Below are 18291 nucleotides of genomic sequence, written 5' to 3' on the forward strand. Positions count from 1 at the left end.
AACGAGGATGGACCGCCTCGTCCGGGCATGATCCGATCCGGCTACTGCACCAGGGCCAGCCGGGCACGGGCCTCGGCGGTGCCGGTGCGGATCGCCGGCTCGGCATGGCCCGCGAAGAAATCCTCGACCATCTCGCGCAGGACCTCGGCGAGGTCGCTGCCCCGATCGGCCTCCACGTGCACGTCGCTGCCCACCGAGCGGCCGAGGCTCGGGCCGCCATTGCTGGCCAGCGTCGCGAGGCGCTCGTCGTACTCGGCGCCGAGGCCGGTCACCGCGATGTAGTTGCGCCCCCCGAGAACCGGGCCGTACTTCACGCCGATGCGGTGCTCCTTGTCGGCGGCATTGCGCAGGATGGCGGTGAAGCCGACGAAATCGTCGCAATCGACTTCCGGCACCGGGCAGACGATCCGGCCGTGATCGACGCCGTCCTCTTCCAGCACCTCCGCCATCAGCGTCAGCGCCTCCGTGACCGGCGCGAGCGCCCGGGTGCCTTCTTCCAGGAGGCGGGCACGCAGGCGGTTCTTCTGGGCGTCGGCGGCGCGCAGGCGCGCCCGAAACCGATTCTTGATGTCGAACGGGTTCATCATGTTGGTCCCTGCTGGGTCCGCCCCTGCGAGGAAGGTCCGGAGATCACTATCGATTCGAAAGCTAGAAATTCATGCAATAAGCGTCAAGACGATGCACAGTATTCGCGCCTGCTTCGACAAGAGGCTTCTGCGCAAGCTTTAAACGTGCATGTTTTTTGGGCAGTCGCGATTGCCCCGACATTGCTGCGGCGCAATCGCGGTCTGATTTCACGCCGCGTTGCGTCGTCCGTCCCAAACCGCGTATTCGGGCAACCGGGCCTCGATGAGGCCGGTTCCGCGACGGAGGACGGATTGGGCGCAGCGATCGCGAGCATGACGGGCTTCGCCCGCGCCGCCGGCACCACCGGCGCGGTGCAATGGCTCTGGGAAATCCGCACGGTGAACGGGCGCGGGCTCGATATCCGGGTGCGGGTGCCCAACGGCTTCGAGGCGGCCGGCGAGGCGGCCCGCGCAGCGCTCTCCAAGGCGCTGGCCCGTGGCCAGTGCCAGCTCGGCCTGACATTGACCCGCCCAGAGACGGCGGCGCGGGTCCGCATCGACGAAGCCCTGTTGGCCGACCTCGCCGCTTCGGTCGCGCGGATACCGCGACCCGCCGGCATCGCCCCGGCGACCCTCGACGGGCTCCTGTCGGTGCGGGGCGTCGTGGAGGTCGAGGCAGAGGCGCCCGCCGACCCTGAGGCCCTGAATCGCGATCTCGCCGCGGGCGCGGAGCGGCTGGTGAGCGACATCGCCGCCGCCCGCCGGTCGGAGGGCGCGACGCTGAAGGGGATCGTCGAGGGCCAGCTCGCCGAGATCGCCCGTCTGACGCAGGCCGCCGAGGATTGCCCGGCCCGGCGCCCCGAGGCGGTGCGGGCGCGCCTCGCCGCCACGGTCGCGGCGCTCACCGATGGCACCGGCCTCGACCCCGACCGATTGCATCAGGAGGCGGTGCTGCTGGCCGCCAAGGCCGACGTCCGGGAGGAGCTCGACCGCCTGCGCGCCCATGTCGACGCGGCCGGCGAATTGCTGGCGGCGGGCGGGGCGATCGGACGGCGGCTCGATTTCCTGGCCCAGGAGCTCGGACGCGAGGCCAACACGCTCTGCGCCAAGGCCAACGACATCGCGCTGTCGCGGATCGGACTCGACTTGAAGGCCGTGGTGGAGCAATTCCGCGAGCAGGTGCAGAACGTCGAATGAGAAGCAGGATGACGGAAGGTCGAACGGAGGGCGGGCAGGATGCCAGGGCCGGGCGGCGCGGCCTGATCCTGATTCTGTCCTCGCCCTCGGGGGCGGGCAAGACGACGCTGACCCGGGCGATCGCCACCGATGGCGGCTGGGGTCTCGACCTGTCGATCTCGGTCACGACGCGGGCGCGCCGCCCGTCCGAGATCGACGGGCGCCATTACCGCTTCATCGACCGCGAGGCGTTCGAGGACCTGCGCGCCCGCGACGACCTGCTCGAATGGGCCGAGGTCCACGGCAATTTCTACGGCACGCCGCGCCGCCCGGTGGAGAAGACGCTGGCGCAGGGCCGGGACATGATCTTCGACATCGACTACCAGGGCACCCGCCAAGTGCGGCAGCGCCTTCAGGAGGATGTCGTCACCGTCTTCATCCTGCCGCCGAGTTTCTCGGAGTTGCGCCAGCGGCTGGAGCGGCGGGCGGAAGATTCCCCCGAGACGATCGAGCGGCGCCTCGCCAATGCCCGCAACGAGATGCAGCGCTGGAGCGAGTACGACTACGTCATCGTCAACGACGATCTCGACGAGTCCTTCCGCTCGCTCCAGGCGATCCTCACCGCCGAGCGGCTCAAGCGCAGCCGCCGCACCGGCCTGCCCGCCTTCGTCGACGGGTTGCTGGCGGAGGCCGGCAGGCCGGGCTGAGCGCGGCGCGCCCTACTCGGCCGCCGTTCGCGGCGGATCGTTCTCCCACAGATCGCCCACCTGCGCCGCGTGGAGGCGGCGGTAATAGCCGTCCTGGCCGAGCAGGGCTTCGTGCCGGCCCTGCTCGGCGACGCCGTGCTCGGCCACCACGACGATGCGGTCGGCATGCCGGATGGTGGCGAGCCGGTGGGCGATGACGAGGGTGGTGCGCCCCCGCGCCAACTCGGTAAGGGAGGCCTGGATCTCCCGCTCGGTCTGGGTGTCGAGGGCCGAGGTCGCCTCGTCGAGGATCAGGATCGGCGGATTCTTGAGGAAGGCGCGGGCGATGGCGAGCCGCTGCTTCTGGCCGCCCGACAGCTTCACCCCGCGCTCGCCGATCACCGTGTCGAGCCCCTCGGGCAGGGAGGCGACCAGCCCGTCGAGCCGGGCGCGGGCGGCGGCCTCCAGGATCTCGGCCTCGCTCGCGTCGAGCCGGCCATAGGCGATGTTCTCACGGATGGTCCCGGCGAACAGGAACACGTCCTGCTGCACGATGCCGATCCGGCCGCGGAGCGACCCTTGCGTCAGGTCGCGGATGTCGTGGCCGTCGATGGTGATGCGACCGCCTTCGACTTCGTAGAAGCGCGGGATCAACGAGCACAGGGTCGTCTTGCCCGCCCCCGAGGGGCCGACGAAGGCCACCGTCTCGCCGGCCCGGATGTCGAGATCGACGCCGCGCAGCACCGGCCGGTCGGCGGAATAGCCGAAGCTGACATTCTCGAAGCGGATGTCGCCCTTGAGGGGCGGCGCGGTCCGGGCGCCGGGCCGGTCGGCGATGTCCGGCTCGGTGGCGAGGAGTTCGCGGTACCGTCGGAAGCCCGCGATGCCCTTCGGATAAGTCTCGACGACGGCGCCGATCTTCTCCAGCGGCCGATAGAAGACGCCCACCAGAAGCAGGAAGCCGACGAAGCCGCCCGCCGTCAGGTCGCCGCGCACGACGAAGTAGGCGCCGCCGAGCAGCACGACGATCTGCACGAGGCGCAGGCCGAGGTAATTGATCGAGAGGGCGGCGGCCATCAGCCGGTAGGCTTCGAGCTTGGCGGCGCGGTACTTCGCGTTGTCGGTGGCGAACAGGGCGCGCTCGTGCGGCTCGTTGGCGAAGGCCTTCACCACGCGGATACCGCCGACATTCTCCTCGATGCGGGCGTTGAAGGCGCCGACGCGACCGTACTGCGCCTGCCAGTTGCGGGTCATGCGCCCGCCGTAGCGGATCGTCACGAAGGCGATCACGGGCAGGATCGCGGCGGTGGCGAGCGCCAAGGGTGGGTGGACCCACGCCATCAGGGCGAAGGCGCCGACGAGCGTCATCACGGCGATGAACACGTCCTCCGGCCCGTGATGGGCGACCTCGCCGATCTCCTCGAGATCCTTCGTCACGCGGGCGACGAGGTGGCCGGTCTTCTGCCCGTCGAAGAAGCGGAACGACAGTTTCTGCAGATGCGCGAAGGCGCGCTCGCGCATCGTCGTCTCGATATTGATTCCGAGCACGTGGCCCCAATAGGTCACGACCACCATCAACCCGGCATTGGCCACGTAGAGGAGCGCGAGCCCGAGAGCCGCCAGGACGATCAGCCCCCAATCCTGGCGCGGCAGCAGCACGTCGACGAACGCCTTGACCGCCATCGGAAAGCCGAGCTCCAGCAGGCCCGACAGCACGGCGCAGCCGAAATCGACGAGGAACAGGGTCCGGTACGGCCGGTAATAGGCGAAGAAATCCTTCAGCATGGGAGGGGGTGTCGCCTGATTTCTGGTTCGAACGAGGGCGCTGGGCGCCGGATAGCGAAGGGTCGGCCCGCGAGCCAGCCCTCGGGACACGGGGGTGCCCTCATGCCGCTGCCCGGTCGGCGTCGAGGGTACGGGTGATGACCCGGCGCAGGAGGGCCACGGCGATCCCGTAGAGCGGCAGGCACAGGGCGAAGTAGGCGGGCCAGCCCACGACGCCCGCGAGCGCCGGGGCGCCGACCCGCAGCGGCATGGCGGCGAAGAACGCCGCCCCGAACAGGAGCGCGTAATCGGTCGCCGGCTGCGGCCCCTGGGCCCAGCGATAGATCATCGTGAAGACCGGTACGCCGAGGCCGCCGGCACAGAGCGTCGCGAGGATCGCCGCGGCGATGCCGAGCCCGCCCGAACCGAGGGCGCAGGCCCCGAGCATCACGATTCCCGCGGCGCCGACCCCCGTGGCGGAGACGGTGATGAGCGGCACGATGCCGAACCGGCGCACCAGCAGGCCGGAGACCGGGGCCATGACGAGGTTGATGCCCGCCGCCAGGCTGCCCGTGACGAGGCCGACCTGGGCGAGCGGCACGCCGAGATCGATCAGGGCGAGGCTGTTGATTCCGGTCAGCGCGAACAGGGCCGCGAAATAGAGGCCGAGCACCAGGACGCGCCCGCTCAACCGACTGAGCCGGGCGAGACCGATCCGGCGCTCCGGCGCGGGACCGTTCCGGCGCAGGCGACCCTCGGGATAGAGCAGGATCGGCAGAAGGCAGAGCGCGTTCAACCCGGCGACTGTCAGGACCGCGGCCTGCCAGCCGATCCGGTCATAGGCCGCGATCAGGACCCCCGCCCCGACGAGGCCGCCGAGCGACGCCCCCCCGAGCTTGGCCGAGGTGACGTAGGGCCGCCGCTCCGGCCCCACCGTCTCGACCACCAGGGCCTCGAGGGCGATGTCCATGGTTGCGAGGCAGAAGCAGGTGGCGAGCGCCAGGACGAACAGGGTGGCGAGCGGCCACGCCTCGCCGAAGCTCAGCACGCCGAGCAGGGCGATCCCCAATCCCTGCATCAGCACGATCCAGCCGAGCCGGTGCGGCAGGATCGGCAGTCGCAGGCGATCGATCCCGACGGCCCACAGGAAGGTCAGGCCGACCGGCAGGTTGATCAGCTGCAGCAGGCCGACCTCGGCGAGCTCGACCCCGCGCACGCGCAGGATCAGCGGCGCCCCGCTCGCCAGGAAGCCGAGCGTCGCCCCGAAGGTGACGGAGAGGCAGAAGAACGGCACGAGCCCGAGCGCCCACGAGGGCCCGGGCCCGACCGGCCATCCCCCTTCCCGCGGGATGGCCGGGGCCGGGTCAGAGACGCTCAATTTTGCGCGCGGCCTCGTCGATGAGATCGGCGACCTCGAACAGGAAGGCCTTGTCCGATTGGCCCGGGAGGCGCTGGCCCAGCACCGTCTTGAGGTTCTGCATCGCCCGCCAGACCGGATCGGCCGCGGACGGCCCCTCGCCCGCCGCCAGCGCGCGCAGACGCTCGAGGGCCGCCTCGGCCTCGGCGCGGTGGGCGCTCAGGTGGGACAGGCCGTCGGCCGTGATCGCGAACAGGCGGCGGGAGCCCTCGGACGCCTTCGCCTCGACATGGCCGAGTTCCTCCAGGAGGGTCAGGGTCGGGTAGATGGTGCCGGGGCTCGGCGCGTAGGCGCCGCCGGTGAGCCCCTCGATCTCGCGGATCAGATCGTAGCCGTGGCGCTCCCCGCCCTCCATCAGCAGAAGCAGGGTGTGGCGCAGCTCGCCCGCGTCGAACATCCGACGCCGCCCGCCGCGACCGCGCGGCCCGCGGGCGAAGCCTCCCTGCCCGTCCTCCTCCCAGCCGGGCGGACCGTGTCGGCGGCCACGATGGGGGCCGTGCCCGTGCTCCATGCCATGTCTCATGACGCGTTCCATCGACGAAATGACGTTTATCGTTGTGATGCGTCTAAGATATATCTTTGTCAATCGTGAGAGGAAGGCATCCGCGATGCCATTGGCGCGGCGCGATGGGACGGTGCCGGCGCTTGCCCCCGTCCGGGACCGCCCGGCGCCTCGTTCCTCGAAGCAGAATCGGCCGCGCGACGAGGCGGGTTGGACGCGATGGCCGCTACGCCCGATCCGCGTCGGGAAAGGCGAGATGACCCCGGTCGAGGGCCGCGAGGCGGATCAGGCGGCGGGCGGCGAGCGCGCCGAGGCGGCGGTGATACGCATAGGCTCTGCCGCTGATCGCGGCGGCACCGTCGATGCCGTGACGCAGGATCAGCAGGGTCTTGAGCAGGGTCCATGGCGATTCCAACCCGCGCAGGATCGCGGTGAGCGCCGACGGATCCGCCGCATCGAAGGCCGCGACGGTGAGGGGCAGCGGCAGTCCGGCGGCGCGCGCGAGACCGGCCAGCACGTCCTCGATCCGGCGCAGGACCGCCCAGCGCTGCAAATGCCCCATCTCGGGCGGCGCCGCCGCGAAGCGCTGGCGCACGAAGGCTTCGGACGCCCCGAACCGCGACAGCCGCGGTTCGGAGACCGGCTGGGCGAGGATTTCGGTGACCGTCGCGATCAGGGTCTCGCCGGCATCGTCGCCATCGAGGTCGAACCGAAGCTCGGCCAGCGCCCGTGTCCGGGTCAGCGCACGGAGGGCCGAGCGGTGCGTCGGCGTCAGGTCCGGCCGCAGCACGAGGCGGAGGGTGACGGCCTCGCTCTCGCGGGCATGCTCCATCAGACCGGCGAGGCCGATCTCGGAGAAGCGAGCCCCCGGATTGTCGAGGAGTCGGGCGGCGACGGCCCCACCGCCGCGGCGCACGAGGATGTCGGTCACGGTTGCGGCCAGCTCGGCGCGGGATGCCAGGGCGAAGCGATGCGCCTCGCTGCCCTGCGCCGCGATCGCGCTCAGGCAGTCCAACGGGAGGCTGACGCAGCGCTTCAGCAACGGGGCGGCGATCGAGGCGGACGCATCCTGCGCCAGGGCCCGCGTGGTGCGGGGCGGTCCGAGGCGGAGATCGGCGAGCCGTTCGGAGAAGGCCTCCCGCGCGATCGCATCGATCTGCCCGCACAGGCCCAGGAGCAGGGCATCGAAGGCCGGCTTCTCCGCGACCGGCAGCCGCGACCAGCGCCGCGTCAGGAGGTCGGCCGATTGCAGCACGAGCTGCGATTGCAGGGCGCGGTCGCCGTCCCGCACGGCCTGTTCGATCCGGGCGATGAAGGCATCGAGCTGCACCCGGGGAGAGAGCGGCGCGGTCACGCCGCTCAGCCGACCTGCTGCCGCAGGGGCGGCATGACGGTTTCCGCGGCGAGGGCCTCGTCGCGCTTCTGGGCGTTGATGAGATAGGGGTGCCAGAGGCCGAGACTCTCGTGCACGGCCTTGTCGACATCGAAGAAGTGGAACGGTTTGCGCAGGAAGCCCGACGCCCCGAAGGTGGCGAGTTGGCGCCGCATGCCCTCCTCCATCGCGGCGCCCATCATCAGCAGACGCGCTTCGGGATGCCGGTCATTGATTCGGCAGGCGACTTCCAGGGCGGGATAGTCCGGCAGATCCATCTCGATGATGGCGAGATCGACGGCGCGCCGCTCGGTCAGCCGCACCGCCTCCCGCCCGCCCGCGGCCTCGAGAATGTTGAAGCTGAAATGGCTCTGTTCGAGCAGCTTCCGGATCAGCGTACGGGTCGCGCGACCATGATCGACCACGAGCAGGTCGATCCGGCGGGCGATGGCCCGGGCGGCCTCGAGTACGCGGGCGATGTGATGGTCGCCGAGCGGCTTGAGGATGACCTCGTAGGCGCCGAGCCGCGTGGCGACGGAGGACCAGCGCGGCGCCAGCATATCGGTGACGAGGACGATCAACCCCTGCGGCGTGCTCGACCGATGCCAGCGGGCGATGTCGGCGCCGTTGGTCTGCGGCAAGGCCACGTCGATGAAGAGCACGTCGATCCGCTCGCGTGCGAGCAGGCGACCGAGATCGAGACCGTCGGCCGCCTCGATGACGACTGCGTCCGGCGCTGTCCGACGCACCGCTTCGACCAGGGCGAGGCGAGCCTCCTCGTCGGGGTCGGCGACCAGGATGGTGGGTGCGCGCAAAGGGCCGGATCCCCTCGGGCCGGGACGGTCGGGCCAGCCTGTCCCGCTAGCGCCAGAATAGAGGAGGGTTCCTAAGAAACATTTTTTCGTGATCGCGCGGAATGCCGCCTTCGCCTGGATCGGCGCCATCGCAGGAGAGATTCGAACGGCGGGGCGTTCACCGGCCCTCCTGCGGTGCCGCGAGGCGCATGCGCGGATCGCCCCATCCGGCGGTCGGATCAGTCCGCGAAGCGGTCGAGGCCCCCAGGCGCCACGACAGCCCGAAGACGCCCTCCCGATCAGCTCCGGATCGGAAAAGCGTCTTCGGATCATTGTCGCGCCTCGCGGCTCGGCGAGCCGCGAGGCTTTCCCTCGGGCGACGCCCTAAGAGCGATTGCCGTGGCTCGCCTCTCCGCCCTTCTTCCCGGCCTCGGAGGCCTTCTCCCGGTCGTTGGCGAAGTTGCCGCCGCTCTTCTGGCCACCTTTGTGGCCGGCTTCGGATGCTCGCTCGCGATCCTCGGCGAAGTTGCCGGAGCCACCACGATGCTCAGACTTACCCTGATTGCCATTTGATTGGGTCAAGACATCAACTCCTTTACTGTCCATATACCTCAAAACCACACGCATCGAGCACCGTTCCGAAATTCAATCCCGAAAAAATGACGAACATACACAAACATAAAACACATCAATAGGGACCAACATCGATCAATCAACTATGTTATACTGTTCGTAGCGCGTTCGATGGCGACCGCATCCCCGATCCGGCGCGCATCCTGACCGCCGATGCGTGCTCCCACGCTGTTTCGATCGGCGGGGCATGGGCCGTCGCGCGGCCGAGGCGTCGCGTGCATGGAAGGCATCGGGAATAGGCGAGCTACGGGGCCGCAGCATCGGCGCCGTCACCGGGGGCGATCCTCGGGCTCGCGTTGCGGCGGCGCAGGCCCCATATGGTGAATTCGCTCCCGAGGCGGGCCCTTGCCCGAACCTTGCCCCTCGGCACCGCGCCCCCCGCCCGCAGGACCCAAGCCGCTAACGGAAGACGAGCCCATGAGCTCCGGACACGCCCCCTCCTCCACGACCGCGCTCGAAGGCGGTGACGACGCCGTGCTGCCCTTCGCCGTCGAGGCGCTCGACCTGCGCGGGCGCGCGGTGCGGCTCGGCCCCTCGATCGACACGATCCTGCGCCGCCACGGCTATCCCGATCCGGTCGCCCGGCTGATCGGCGAGGCATCGGCGCTGACGGCCCTGCTCGGCTCCGCGCTCAAACTCGAAGGCCGCTTCCAGCTTCAGACCAAGAGCGACGGGCCCGTGGGGCTCCTCGTAGTCGATTTCGAGGCCCCCGACCGGTTGCGCGCCACCGCCCGGTTCGAGGCGGAGGCCGTGGCCGCGCTCGGCCCGAAGGCCCGCGCCGCGGAGCTGATGGGGCGCGGCCATCTCGCCATGACGATCGACCAGGGCCCGACCCAGAGCCGCTACCAGGGCGTCGTTCCCCTCGACGGCCAGGGCTTGGAGGAGGCGGCGCATCAGTATTTCCGCCAATCCGAGCAGATCCCGACGCTGGTGCGCCTCGCCGTCGCCGAGCAGATGGAGGGTGGCGAGAGCCGCTGGCGCGCGGGCGGGCTGCTGGTTCAGTTCCTGCCGACCTCCCCCGACCGCCTGCGTCAGGCCGACCTGCCCCCCGGCGACGCGCCGGAGGGTCACGACATCCTGACCGGGCAACCGGGCGAGGACGATGCGTGGACTGAGGCGCGCAGCCTCGTGGGCACGATCGAGGACCATGAGTTGATCGATCCGGCGGTGTCGAGCGAGCGGCTGCTCTACCGGCTGTTCCACGAGCGCGGCGTCAGGGTGTTCGAGCCTCAGGGGCTTGTGGAGCGCTGCCGCTGCTCGCAGGAGCGGGTGATGGGCATGATCCGCTCGTTCAGCCCCCAGGAGCGGCGGGACATGGTGGCCGATGACGGCAGCATCGCGATCACCTGCGAGTTCTGCTCGCGCCGCTACGTGCTCGACCCGGCCGCGGTGGAGCAGGAGATCGCGGCGGCGTCGTGAGGGCCGCTGCCTCGCTCCTTCCACCCATCCGTCATCCTGAGATGCGCAGCCGAAGGCGAAGCCTCGAAGGCGGCCTCCAGCCGGCCGCGCGATCTCTGGAGCCCTCCTTCGAGGCCCGCCGAGGCGGGCACCTCAGGATGAGGGGGTTGGATGGGAGGGGGTGCGGCTTCCGCTGTTAATCCCCCGACTGCGCCGACCAAGTCGCATGGCGCACCTCGGGCCGGGCCTCCAGCGCGGTCGACACCGCGTCGAGATCCTTCGCCCGCACCGTCGTGGCGGTCAGCGTGGCGATCACGTCGACCGCCTCCTCGCCGCGCTCCTCGACCTCGATGGCGCTGACGGGGTAGCCCGCCGCCTCCAACCGCTCGACCAAGAGGTCGCGGGCGGGACCGGAATGGTCCGGGGCCACCGTCACCTGCACCTCGTAGGTCGCCTCCGTGGCGCTCTCGTCGATCGGGATGCGATCGATCAGGTTCACCAGCGGTCGCAGAAGCGTGTTGCCGGCCAGCACCGCCACCGTCACGAAGGTCGCCTCCAACGGCAGATCGGCGCCGGCGAAGGCGCCGACCGCGGCCGAGCACCAGAGCGTGGCGGCCGTGTTGAGGCCGCGCACGTTCATGCCCTCCTTCATGATGACGCCGGCCCCCAGGAAGCCGATGCCGGAGACCACGTAGGCCACGACGCGGGTCGCGCCGTCGCCGCCGGTGAGCCGCATGCCGAGATCGACGAAGGCGGCCGCCCCCAGGGCCACCAGCACCGCCGTGCGCAGGCCCGCCGTCCGCTGCCGATACTGCCGCTCGACGCCGATCAGGGTCCCGAGGCCGAAGGCGGTGGCGAGGCTGATCGCCGAGTTGAGGGTTTCGGGCGTCGGAAAGGAGAAGGGGCCTGGCATCGTCGTCCGTGTTCGTGGGCGCTCTCCGCTGACGGACGAGCATGACGCTTGCGTGACGCCGTTCGACGAGGTCTCGCAACCTGTTGAACCGACAGGGATGCCGTCTCACGGGCAAATCGCCCGACCTGGGCGGCTGCGGCGTGCCGTGGGATTGACGGCGCGGCGCGGCTGCAGGCACACCGGACACGCTATGGGCATCCTAAGAATAAGCCCATGCCGAGGAGATGCGCATGAGGCAGGCCGCCCTTTCTGCGGACGCCCCGAGGTCGAATCCGACCCTGGCTGCGGACGTGCGCGCATGAGCGGTCAGGCTCTCGCCGAAGCGCCCGCGAAGGCACCCGCCCCGTCCTCCGGATCCGGCGTGCGCGACCGTCTCCTCCAGCTCCGCGACGGGCTCGCCCACGGGCTGATCGGCGCCGACAAGCTGGTCGAGCGCCTGCTGATCGGGCTCCTGACCGGCGGCCACCTGCTGATCGAGGGCGCACCGGGCCTCGCCAAGACCCGTGCGGTGAAGCGGCTCTCGGACGGTCTCGACGGCTCCTTCGCCCGCGTGCAATGCACGCCGGACCTGATGCCCGCCGACCTCACCGGCACCACCGTCTGGCGCCAGGATGCGGGCACGTTCGAGTTCCTGCCCGGGCCCCTGTTCCACTCGCTGATCCTCGTCGACGAGGTGAACCGCGCGCCGCCCAAGGTGCAGTCGGCGCTGCTGGAATCGATGGCCGAGGGCCAGATCACGGTGTCGGGCCACACCCACCGTCTGCCCGACCCGTTCATGGTCGTGGCCACGCAGAACCCGATCGAGCATGCCGGCACCTTCCCCCTGCCGGAGGCACAGCTCGACCGCTTCCTGCTCCACGTCGTCGTCGAGATGCCGGACGAGGCCTCGGAGCGGCGCATCCTCGACCTCGTCGAGGGCGAGCTGAACCACCATGCCGACGCGATGCCGGTGAAGCTGTCGGTGGCGGAGGTGATCGCCGCCCGCGAGGCCGCGCTCGCCACCTACGTCTCCCCCGCGCTCAAGGACTACCTCGTGCGGCTGGTAGCCGGCACCCGCACCGACGCGGTGTCCCCGGAGCTGCGCGCGGCGATCGAGCATCCGGCCTCGCCCCGCGGCACGCTGGCTCTGATGGTGGCCGGCAAGGCCCGCGCCTATCTCCACGGCCGCGACCACGTGGTGCCCGAAGACATCGCGGAACTGGCCGCCGATGCCCTCTCGCACCGCATCGGCCTGACCTGGCGCGCCGCCGCCGAGGGGCGCACCACGCGGGGCATCGTCGCCGGGTTGGTCGAGCGGACACGGGCGCTGTAGCCGCATGACCGCCACTGCGGCGCCCGCGACCGACGATCCGTTCGGTGCCCCCGGCATCCATCTTTCGGGTGCCGGACTGATGAGCCTGCGCCATCTCGCCCGGCGCGGCGTCTCGCCCTCGACCAAGACCATCGCCGGGCTGCCCGGCGGCATCGTCACGCGGAAGCGCGGTCGCGGCTCCGAGCCCGACGACGTGCGCCTATGGTCGGAGGGCGACGATCGCCGCTTCATCGACCGCAACGCCACCGCGCGGACCGGCGAATTGCACGTGCGCACCCACCATGACGAGCGCGACCGCGCCGTGGTGCTGATGGCCGATTTCCGGCCCTCCATGCTGTTCGGCACGCGCCGCGCCTTGCGCTCGGTCGCGGCGGCGGAGGCCCTGGCCCTGCTCGGCTGGCGCATCGTCGGCGACGGGGGACGCATCGGCCTGATCGTGGCCTCGGCGGGCGAGCCCGCCGTGGTGCGCCCGGCCGGCGGCGAGCGGGCGATGACGGCGGTGACCGGGGCGCTGGCCCATGCCCATGCCGCGGCGCTGGCGGGATCCGGCAAGGACGACCCGCCGCTCACCGACACCCTCGCCCTCGTCCGATCGCTGCTGCCGTCGGGCGGGCATCTCGTGATCGCCAGCGCCCTCGACGCGCCGGGCCCCGAGATGGAAAGCCTGCTCACCGCGATCGCCGAGCGGCTCTCGATCCGGCTGCTCCTCGTCAGCGACGCCTTCGAGCGCATCCGCCCGCCGGGCTTCTATCCCTACGCCATGCCGGACGGCCGTCGCGGCACCGTCCAGACAGGCCGCACCGCCCCGGCCGCGGCGGAGGCCGACGACCGTCTCGCGAAGCTCCATGCCTGCGGCGTCGAGGGCCTGCGCATCGACGTGGAGGGCGGCCCGGAGAGCTACGCCCCCCTGATGGAGCGGCTCGATGCGGTGCTGTGACGGGCGCAGCCGCGTGATCCTCACCCCTCCGCGAGGGACGGCGCCTGCGGAGCAGAGGGAAGAGGGATGACCGCCGGCGCCCCTCCCCCCGACCTCTCCGCCCTGCGCGGCCTCCATCTGCCCTCCGGGGGCGGCGGGGTGGTACAGCCCGAAGTCGTGGCCGCCATCGCGCTCGGCTTCGGCCTCGCGCTCCTCGTCGGTCTGATCCGCATTCTCCGGGCCCGGCGCGGTGCCTCCGTGCGGCGGGCGGCCCTGCGGGAACTGGCGCTTGCACGGGGGCTGGCGCCCGAGCCCCGGCGGGTGGCCCAGGCGCGCCTGCTGCGCCGCCTCGTGCGCACCCTCAAGGGCGAGGACGCCGCCCGCGCCCGCGGGCCCGCCTGGGCCGAGACGCTCGACGCCACCTTCGCCACCGACTTCTTTCGCAACGGCCCCGGACAGGCCTTCACCGAGGGTCTGTATCGGCGTCCCGGTTCCATCGACCCGGACGCGATCGATAGCGGCCTGACCCGTCTCCTCTCGCGGATCAGGGCCTGAGCCGATGCCCGCCTGGCTCACCGCCCTCGCCTCGGCCTTCGATTTCGCCACGCCGCTCGCGCTGCTGCTGCTGCCCCTGCCGCTGCTGGCCGCCCGGCTCATTCCACCGGAGCGCGAGGGGGGCAGCGGGGCGCTTCGGGTGCCGCCCTCCCTCGTCGGCGACACCGAGAGCGCGGGCGCCATCGCGGCCCGCGGCCGGCGGCGCCTCTGGCTCACCGGCGCGCTCTGGGTCGCCCTCGTGGTGGCGCTCGCCGGCCCGCGCCTCGTCCTGCCCGCCACCGCGCTCCCCGCCTCGGGCCGCGAGATCATCCTGGCGCTCGATCTCTCGGGCAGCATGGAGCGCAAGGATTTCGCCCTCGACGGCGAGACCGTGAGCCGCCTCGCCGCGGTCAAACGGGTCGGTGCCGAGTTCATCCGCCGTCGCGCCGGCGACCGCATCGGCCTCGTCGAGTTCGCCGATCAGGCCTTCGTCGCCGCCGCGCCCAGCTTCGACACCGCGAGCGTCGCCCGCACCCTGGAAGAGGCCACCATCGGCCTCGTCGGCCGCTCCACCGGTATCGGCGACGGCCTCGGCCTCGCCCTCAAGCGCTTGGCGCCGGCCCAGGTCGCGAATGCCGAGGGCGGCGGCCCTCCCCCCTCCCGCGACAAGGTGGTGGTGCTCCTCTCCGACGGCGCCAACAATGCCGGCCAGACCGCACCGAAGGAGGTGGCGGAACTCGCCAAGGATCTCGGCGTGCGGGTCTATACCATCGCGCTGGGGCCGATCGACATGGCCGACAATCCGAACAACGAGCAGGACGTCGTCGATGTCGAGACCCTGCGGGCGATGGCCGAGGCGAGCGGCGGCCGGGCGTTCCGGGTGAAGTCCACCGACGATCTCGAGAGCGTCGCCAACGCCATCGACACGTTGGAGGGCGGACGTGCCCAGGCTCCGCCGCTGCCGTTGCGGCGGGATCTTTGGCCCTGGCCCGGAGCCCTGGCGCTGCTCTGCGCCGCGGCGCTGCTGGCGACGAGGCGCCGGCTATGATCGAGAGCCTGACCCTGCTGCGCCCGCTCTGGTTCCTCGCGGTGCCCGTCGTCGTCCTCCTGGCCCTGCGGGCGGCGTGGCGCTCGGCCCCGCTCGGCGACTGGGCCAAGGCGGTCGATCCCGCGCTGATGGCCCTGCATGCCCGTCGTGGTGCGGTGCTCGGCGGGCGGCGGCAGGCCAATCTCGCTGCGGCTCTGGCCGCCGGCATCCTCGCCGTCGCGCTGACCGGCCCGGCGGTGGAGCGGCCCGAGGCCACCACCTTCCGCAACCTCGACGCCACGGTGATCGTGCTCGACCTGTCCCGCTCCGTCACCGAGGGCGGCCGCTTCAAGGAGGCGCGGCAGGCGGCGGAATCGGTGGCGGAGGCCGCCGGCACCCGCTCGGTGGCGCTCCTGGTCTATGCGGGCGACGCCTACACCGCCGTCTCGCCGACCACGGACCGCGACGCCATCGGCACAACCCTGTTCGCCCTCGACGCCGACACCGTGCCCGATCGCGGCACCCATCCCGAGCGCGGCCTCGCGCTGGCCCGCCGGATCCTGGCCGAGGCCAACGTCGTCGCCGCCGACGTGGTGCTGATCACCGACGGCGACGGGATCGGGCAGGCCGCCGAACGCGAGGCGGCGGCGATCCGGGCCAAGGGTTGGCAGTTGCACAGCCTGTTCGTGCCGGCCGGCAAGGCATTGCCCCCCGGCGCGCCCGCGACCGACCGCACCGCCCTCGATCGCCTCGCCGCTTCGGGCGGCGGCAAGAGTGCCGATATCGACGCGCCGCAGGCCGTGCTCGACCGGGTCGGCGCCTCGACCGCCCAGCACCTCGCCGCGGGCGGCTACGGCGTGCTCGCCTTCGCCGATCTCGGCCGCTGGCTTTTGCTGCTGGCGCTGGTGCCGGCCCTCCTCCTGTTCCGTCGGAGCGCGTGATGACGGCGCCCCTCGATCCCCGCACGCTCGCCACCGCGCGGCCCTTGACCCGGTTCGCCCCCGGCGCCTTCCCACGCCACTGGCGCAAGGCCGCCCGCCTCGGCGGGCTGGTCCTGGCGGCCGCGAGCATCCTCGGCCTGCTGCTGATCTCCGAGCCGCGCACCCTGCTCGGCCGCACGCTGCTGGCGACGGGCTTTCCCGGCGCGGCGCTCTCCGTCTTCGATCAGCCGGCCTGGCGCGCCGCCGCGTTCTACGAGGCCGGGCGCTACGGCGAGGCGATCGCGATCTACCGGACGCAGGGGCGGCGCGGCGCCTACAATCTCGGCAACGCCCTCGCCCGCTCGGGCGACCTCAAGGGGGCGCTCGACGCCTTCGACGAGGCCCTGGCCTACAACCCGCGCGACGCCGACGCCCAGGCCAATCGCTCGCTCATCGCCAAGGCGCTCGAGGAAGAGATCGATCGAGGCAAGGGCGGCGGCATCGCCAACGCCTCGGCCCAGTACGGCGCCCGCTACGGCAACACCGCCAACCAGGACCAGAACGACGACATCAAGGCCACCGCCAGCGGCGAGGGGCTGGCCGGCAACAAGGAGGCGGGCTCCTCCGCCTCCCTGCCGGGCACCAGCCCGGTCGCCCGCCGCGGCAAGTCCGAGCAGCAATCGGTCGAGTCCGGCAAGGGGCAGGCCCGCGGCTCGGCGAGCGACGCCGCCGGGCGCGGGCGCCAGGGCGCGGGTTCGGCCATGGTCGCCGCCGCTCCGGAGAAGGAAGCCCGTCGCGTGACGAAGAGCTTCGAGGCGCACGAGATCCATCCCGACCGGCTGTGGCTTCAGACTTTGCCGGACGAGCCCGGCCGCTTCCTCAAGTTGCGCCTCAAGGCCGAGCAGGCCCGCCGGGTCGAGGCCGGTACCGCGATCCCGGGAGGCAGCAACCCGTGGTGATTCTGTCGCGAACGATCCGCGCTCTTTCCCTCGCCGCTCTTCGAGAGCGGGGTCGGGTCGCAGCTCTCCTGCTGCCCCTGCTCCTCCTCGCCACCCCCGCCTGCGCCATCGATCCCGGCGATCTCACCTTCACGGTGACGCCCGAGCTGCCCCCGGGCGGCGCGGCCTATGCCCGCGAGATGGTGCTGCTGCGCCTGCGCGGGGTCTACCGCACGCAGATCCTCCTGGAGGATGTGCGCCAACCCGCGCTGGTGAACTTCTCCTGGACACAGCTCGGGCGCGACACCTGGGGCCGCACCCGGATGCCCGACGGGCAGATGGCCCTGGAATTCCAGCGCACCATCGCGGTGTTCCCGCAGCACACCGGCACCTTCACCATCGATCCGTTCATCCACCGCCTGACCATCAACGACAACGGCGAGCGCAAGCAGATCGACGTCCGTTCCGAGCCGGTGCCCTTCCCCGTGGCGACCTGGACCGGCGAGGGCGGCGGGCCGGACGCGCCCGAGCCCTGGTGGCTGCCCGCCCGCGACGTCTCGATCACCGATCACTGGGATCCCGATCCGGAGACGATCAAGATGGGCGAGACCGCCCGGCGCATCGTCGTGCTGGAGGCGCAGGGCATGCTGGCCGAGGGGTTGCCGCCGCGCCCGGTGATGCGCACCCGCGGCATCGTCACCTTCGCGGGCCCCGTGAAGCGCGAGACGATCATCACGCCCTCCGGCCCGGTGGCGCGGGCGACCTATCAATGGGACGTGAAGCCCGGCGTGCCGGAGGTGATCCCGCTCGACGCCATCAAGATCCCCTGGTTCGACACCGTCTCGCGCACCATGCGCGAGGCCGAGATTCCGGCCCGCCAGATCGGCGGCGGCCTGCCCGACCGGGAGGAGGATCTGAAGCCGCCCGCCCCCGCGGGTTGGCCGGTGCTGGCGGCGGCGGCCCTGGCCGCCTTCGGCCTCGGGCTCGCCCTGATCGGCTTCGGCGCCGGGCAGGGTCGCTGGCGCCTCGACCGGGGCGAGGCGCGCGCCCTCAAGCGGGCGGCCGCCGCGAACGACGCCCGGGCCTTCCGCGCGGCCTTGGGCGAGGCGATGCGCGCGCATCCCGAGCTCGCCGCCCTCTGGCGGGCGGACCCGGCGATCGCCCGCGATCTCGAAGCCCTCGACGCGCGCCTGTTCGGCCAGGATCCGACGGTGTCCACGGCGCCTTCGGGGGATCTCCCTCGTCTGGCCCAGGCGCTGACCCGATCCCGGCGGCCGGCGACCGGCCCGCTCGCGCCCGAGCCCCGGCTCGCCCCCCTCGACGGTCCCGTCGCGAAAGCGTGAGCGGAGCGCCGGAACGGCCACGTTTCACCTTGGGTTGGTTCCGGCAAATGCTCCGTCCCAGGGGCGGCCGGTTCCACGGA

18 protein-coding genes are annotated in these 18291 nt (G+C 71.7%); 10 read left to right on the top strand and 8 right to left on the bottom strand.

Annotation, left to right across the window (positions count from 1 at the left end):
• Positions 1-41: 41 nt before the first annotated feature.
• Positions 42-587 (bottom strand): hypothetical protein, encoded by a 546-nt coding sequence (locus MFF26_RS00985; protein WP_137830415.1) that lies wholly within the window; start codon positions 585-587, stop codon positions 42-44.
• 312 nt (positions 588-899) lie between these two features.
• Here MFF26_RS00985 and MFF26_RS00990 point away from each other — a divergent pair, with 312 nt between their 5' ends.
• Positions 900-1763 (top strand): YicC/YloC family endoribonuclease, encoded by an 864-nt coding sequence (locus tag MFF26_RS00990; RefSeq protein ID WP_137830429.1) that lies wholly within the window; start codon positions 900-902, stop codon positions 1761-1763.
• A gap of 8 nt (positions 1764-1771) precedes the next feature.
• Positions 1772-2449, top strand: a complete 678-nt coding sequence (gmk, locus tag MFF26_RS00995; protein WP_238307393.1) for a guanylate kinase — start codon at positions 1772-1774, stop codon at positions 2447-2449.
• A gap of 12 nt (positions 2450-2461) precedes the next feature.
• Here gmk and MFF26_RS01000 read toward each other — a convergent pair whose 3' ends face one another.
• The 6 genes from MFF26_RS01000 to MFF26_RS01025 form a co-directional block, all read right to left on the bottom strand.
• On the bottom strand, positions 2462-4213 hold the full coding sequence (locus tag MFF26_RS01000; protein WP_137830413.1) for an ABC transporter ATP-binding protein: 1752 nt from the start codon (positions 4211-4213) through the stop codon (positions 2462-2464).
• A 100-nt stretch (positions 4214-4313) separates the two neighbouring features.
• Positions 4314-5543 carry an MFS transporter gene (locus MFF26_RS01005; RefSeq protein WP_137830428.1) on the bottom strand — a complete coding sequence of 410 codons (1230 nt, stop codon included), beginning with the start codon at positions 5541-5543 and terminating at the stop codon, positions 4314-4316.
• A gap of 13 nt (positions 5544-5556) precedes the next feature.
• Positions 5557-6132 carry a PadR family transcriptional regulator gene (locus MFF26_RS01010; protein ID WP_137830412.1) on the bottom strand — a complete coding sequence of 192 codons (576 nt, stop codon included), beginning with the start codon at positions 6130-6132 and terminating at the stop codon, positions 5557-5559.
• A gap of 205 nt (positions 6133-6337) precedes the next feature.
• Positions 6338-7465 (bottom strand): DUF2336 domain-containing protein, encoded by a 1128-nt coding sequence (locus tag MFF26_RS01015; protein WP_171015513.1) that lies wholly within the window; start codon positions 7463-7465, stop codon positions 6338-6340.
• Between the two features lie 5 nt (positions 7466-7470).
• On the bottom strand, positions 7471-8298 hold the full coding sequence (locus MFF26_RS01020; RefSeq protein ID WP_238307394.1) for a response regulator: 828 nt from the start codon (positions 8296-8298) through the stop codon (positions 7471-7473).
• 363 nt (positions 8299-8661) lie between these two features.
• On the bottom strand, positions 8662-8859 hold the full coding sequence (locus MFF26_RS01025) for a con-10 family general stress protein (RefSeq protein ID WP_238307395.1): 198 nt from the start codon (positions 8857-8859) through the stop codon (positions 8662-8664).
• Between the two features lie 468 nt (positions 8860-9327).
• Between MFF26_RS01025 and MFF26_RS01030 the strand changes: the two genes are divergently transcribed.
• Positions 9328-10329: an Hsp33 family molecular chaperone gene (locus MFF26_RS01030; protein WP_137830409.1), complete on the top strand. Its 1002-nt coding sequence runs from the start codon at positions 9328-9330 to the stop codon at positions 10327-10329.
• A gap of 175 nt (positions 10330-10504) precedes the next feature.
• Here MFF26_RS01030 and MFF26_RS01035 read toward each other — a convergent pair whose 3' ends face one another.
• Complete coding sequence (locus tag MFF26_RS01035; protein ID WP_137830407.1) at positions 10505-11221, bottom strand: MgtC/SapB family protein; 717 nt, start codon at positions 11219-11221, stop codon at positions 10505-10507.
• A 298-nt stretch (positions 11222-11519) separates the two neighbouring features.
• Between MFF26_RS01035 and MFF26_RS01040 the strand changes: the two genes are divergently transcribed.
• From MFF26_RS01040 to MFF26_RS01070, 7 genes are all read left to right on the top strand, one after another.
• Positions 11520-12533, top strand: a complete 1014-nt coding sequence (locus MFF26_RS01040; protein ID WP_137830406.1) for an AAA family ATPase — start codon at positions 11520-11522, stop codon at positions 12531-12533.
• Between the two features lie 4 nt (positions 12534-12537).
• Positions 12538-13470, top strand: a complete 933-nt coding sequence (locus MFF26_RS01045) for a DUF58 domain-containing protein (RefSeq protein WP_137830405.1) — start codon at positions 12538-12540, stop codon at positions 13468-13470.
• Positions 13471-13536: 66 nt separating this feature from the next.
• Complete coding sequence (locus MFF26_RS01050) at positions 13537-14004, top strand: DUF4381 domain-containing protein (RefSeq protein WP_137830404.1); 468 nt, start codon at positions 13537-13539, stop codon at positions 14002-14004.
• A 4-nt stretch (positions 14005-14008) separates the two neighbouring features.
• Positions 14009-15031, top strand: a complete 1023-nt coding sequence (locus MFF26_RS01055) for a VWA domain-containing protein (RefSeq protein ID WP_137830403.1) — start codon at positions 14009-14011, stop codon at positions 15029-15031.
• Positions 15028-15951, top strand: a complete 924-nt coding sequence (locus MFF26_RS01060) for a vWA domain-containing protein (protein ID WP_137830402.1) — start codon at positions 15028-15030, stop codon at positions 15949-15951. Before MFF26_RS01055 ends, MFF26_RS01060 begins: the two co-directional genes overlap by 4 nt.
• Positions 15951-16889, top strand: a complete 939-nt coding sequence (locus MFF26_RS01065; protein WP_137830401.1) for a tetratricopeptide repeat protein — start codon at positions 15951-15953, stop codon at positions 16887-16889. The genes MFF26_RS01060 and MFF26_RS01065 overlap by 1 nt, the downstream gene beginning before the upstream one ends.
• On the top strand, positions 16889-18211 hold the full coding sequence (locus tag MFF26_RS01070; RefSeq protein WP_137830426.1) for a BatD family protein: 1323 nt from the start codon (positions 16889-16891) through the stop codon (positions 18209-18211). Before MFF26_RS01065 ends, MFF26_RS01070 begins: the two co-directional genes overlap by 1 nt.
• Positions 18212-18291 lie beyond the last annotated feature (80 nt).

This window comes from Methylorubrum suomiense (genome assembly GCF_022179765.1).
Taxonomy (GTDB): Bacteria; Pseudomonadota; Alphaproteobacteria; order Rhizobiales; family Beijerinckiaceae; genus Methylobacterium; species Methylobacterium suomiense.

Excerpts from the sequence above, each read along its gene's own strand:
- MFF26_RS00985 (WP_137830415.1), bottom strand. The coding sequence starts at position 587 with ATGATGAACCCGTTCGACATCAAGAATCGGTTTCGGGCGCGCCTGCGC.
- MFF26_RS00990 (WP_137830429.1), top strand. The coding sequence starts at position 900 with ATGACGGGCTTCGCCCGCGCCGCCGGCACCACCGGCGCGGTGCAATGG.
- gmk (WP_238307393.1), top strand. The coding sequence starts at position 1,772 with ATGACGGAAGGTCGAACGGAGGGCGGGCAGGATGCCAGGGCCGGGCGG.
- MFF26_RS01000 (WP_137830413.1), bottom strand. The coding sequence starts at position 4,213 with ATGCTGAAGGATTTCTTCGCCTATTACCGGCCGTACCGGACCCTGTTC.
- MFF26_RS01010 (WP_137830412.1), bottom strand. The coding sequence starts at position 6,132 with ATGAGACATGGCATGGAGCACGGGCACGGCCCCCATCGTGGCCGCCGA.
- MFF26_RS01030 (WP_137830409.1), top strand. The coding sequence starts at position 9,328 with ATGAGCTCCGGACACGCCCCCTCCTCCACGACCGCGCTCGAAGGCGGT.
- MFF26_RS01035 (WP_137830407.1), bottom strand. The coding sequence starts at position 11,221 with ATGCCAGGCCCCTTCTCCTTTCCGACGCCCGAAACCCTCAACTCGGCG.
- MFF26_RS01040 (WP_137830406.1), top strand. The coding sequence starts at position 11,520 with ATGAGCGGTCAGGCTCTCGCCGAAGCGCCCGCGAAGGCACCCGCCCCG.
- MFF26_RS01045 (WP_137830405.1), top strand. The coding sequence starts at position 12,538 with ATGACCGCCACTGCGGCGCCCGCGACCGACGATCCGTTCGGTGCCCCC.
- MFF26_RS01050 (WP_137830404.1), top strand. The coding sequence starts at position 13,537 with ATGACCGCCGGCGCCCCTCCCCCCGACCTCTCCGCCCTGCGCGGCCTC.
- MFF26_RS01055 (WP_137830403.1), top strand. The coding sequence starts at position 14,009 with ATGCCCGCCTGGCTCACCGCCCTCGCCTCGGCCTTCGATTTCGCCACG.
- MFF26_RS01060 (WP_137830402.1), top strand. The coding sequence starts at position 15,028 with ATGATCGAGAGCCTGACCCTGCTGCGCCCGCTCTGGTTCCTCGCGGTG.
- MFF26_RS01065 (WP_137830401.1), top strand. The coding sequence starts at position 15,951 with ATGACGGCGCCCCTCGATCCCCGCACGCTCGCCACCGCGCGGCCCTTG.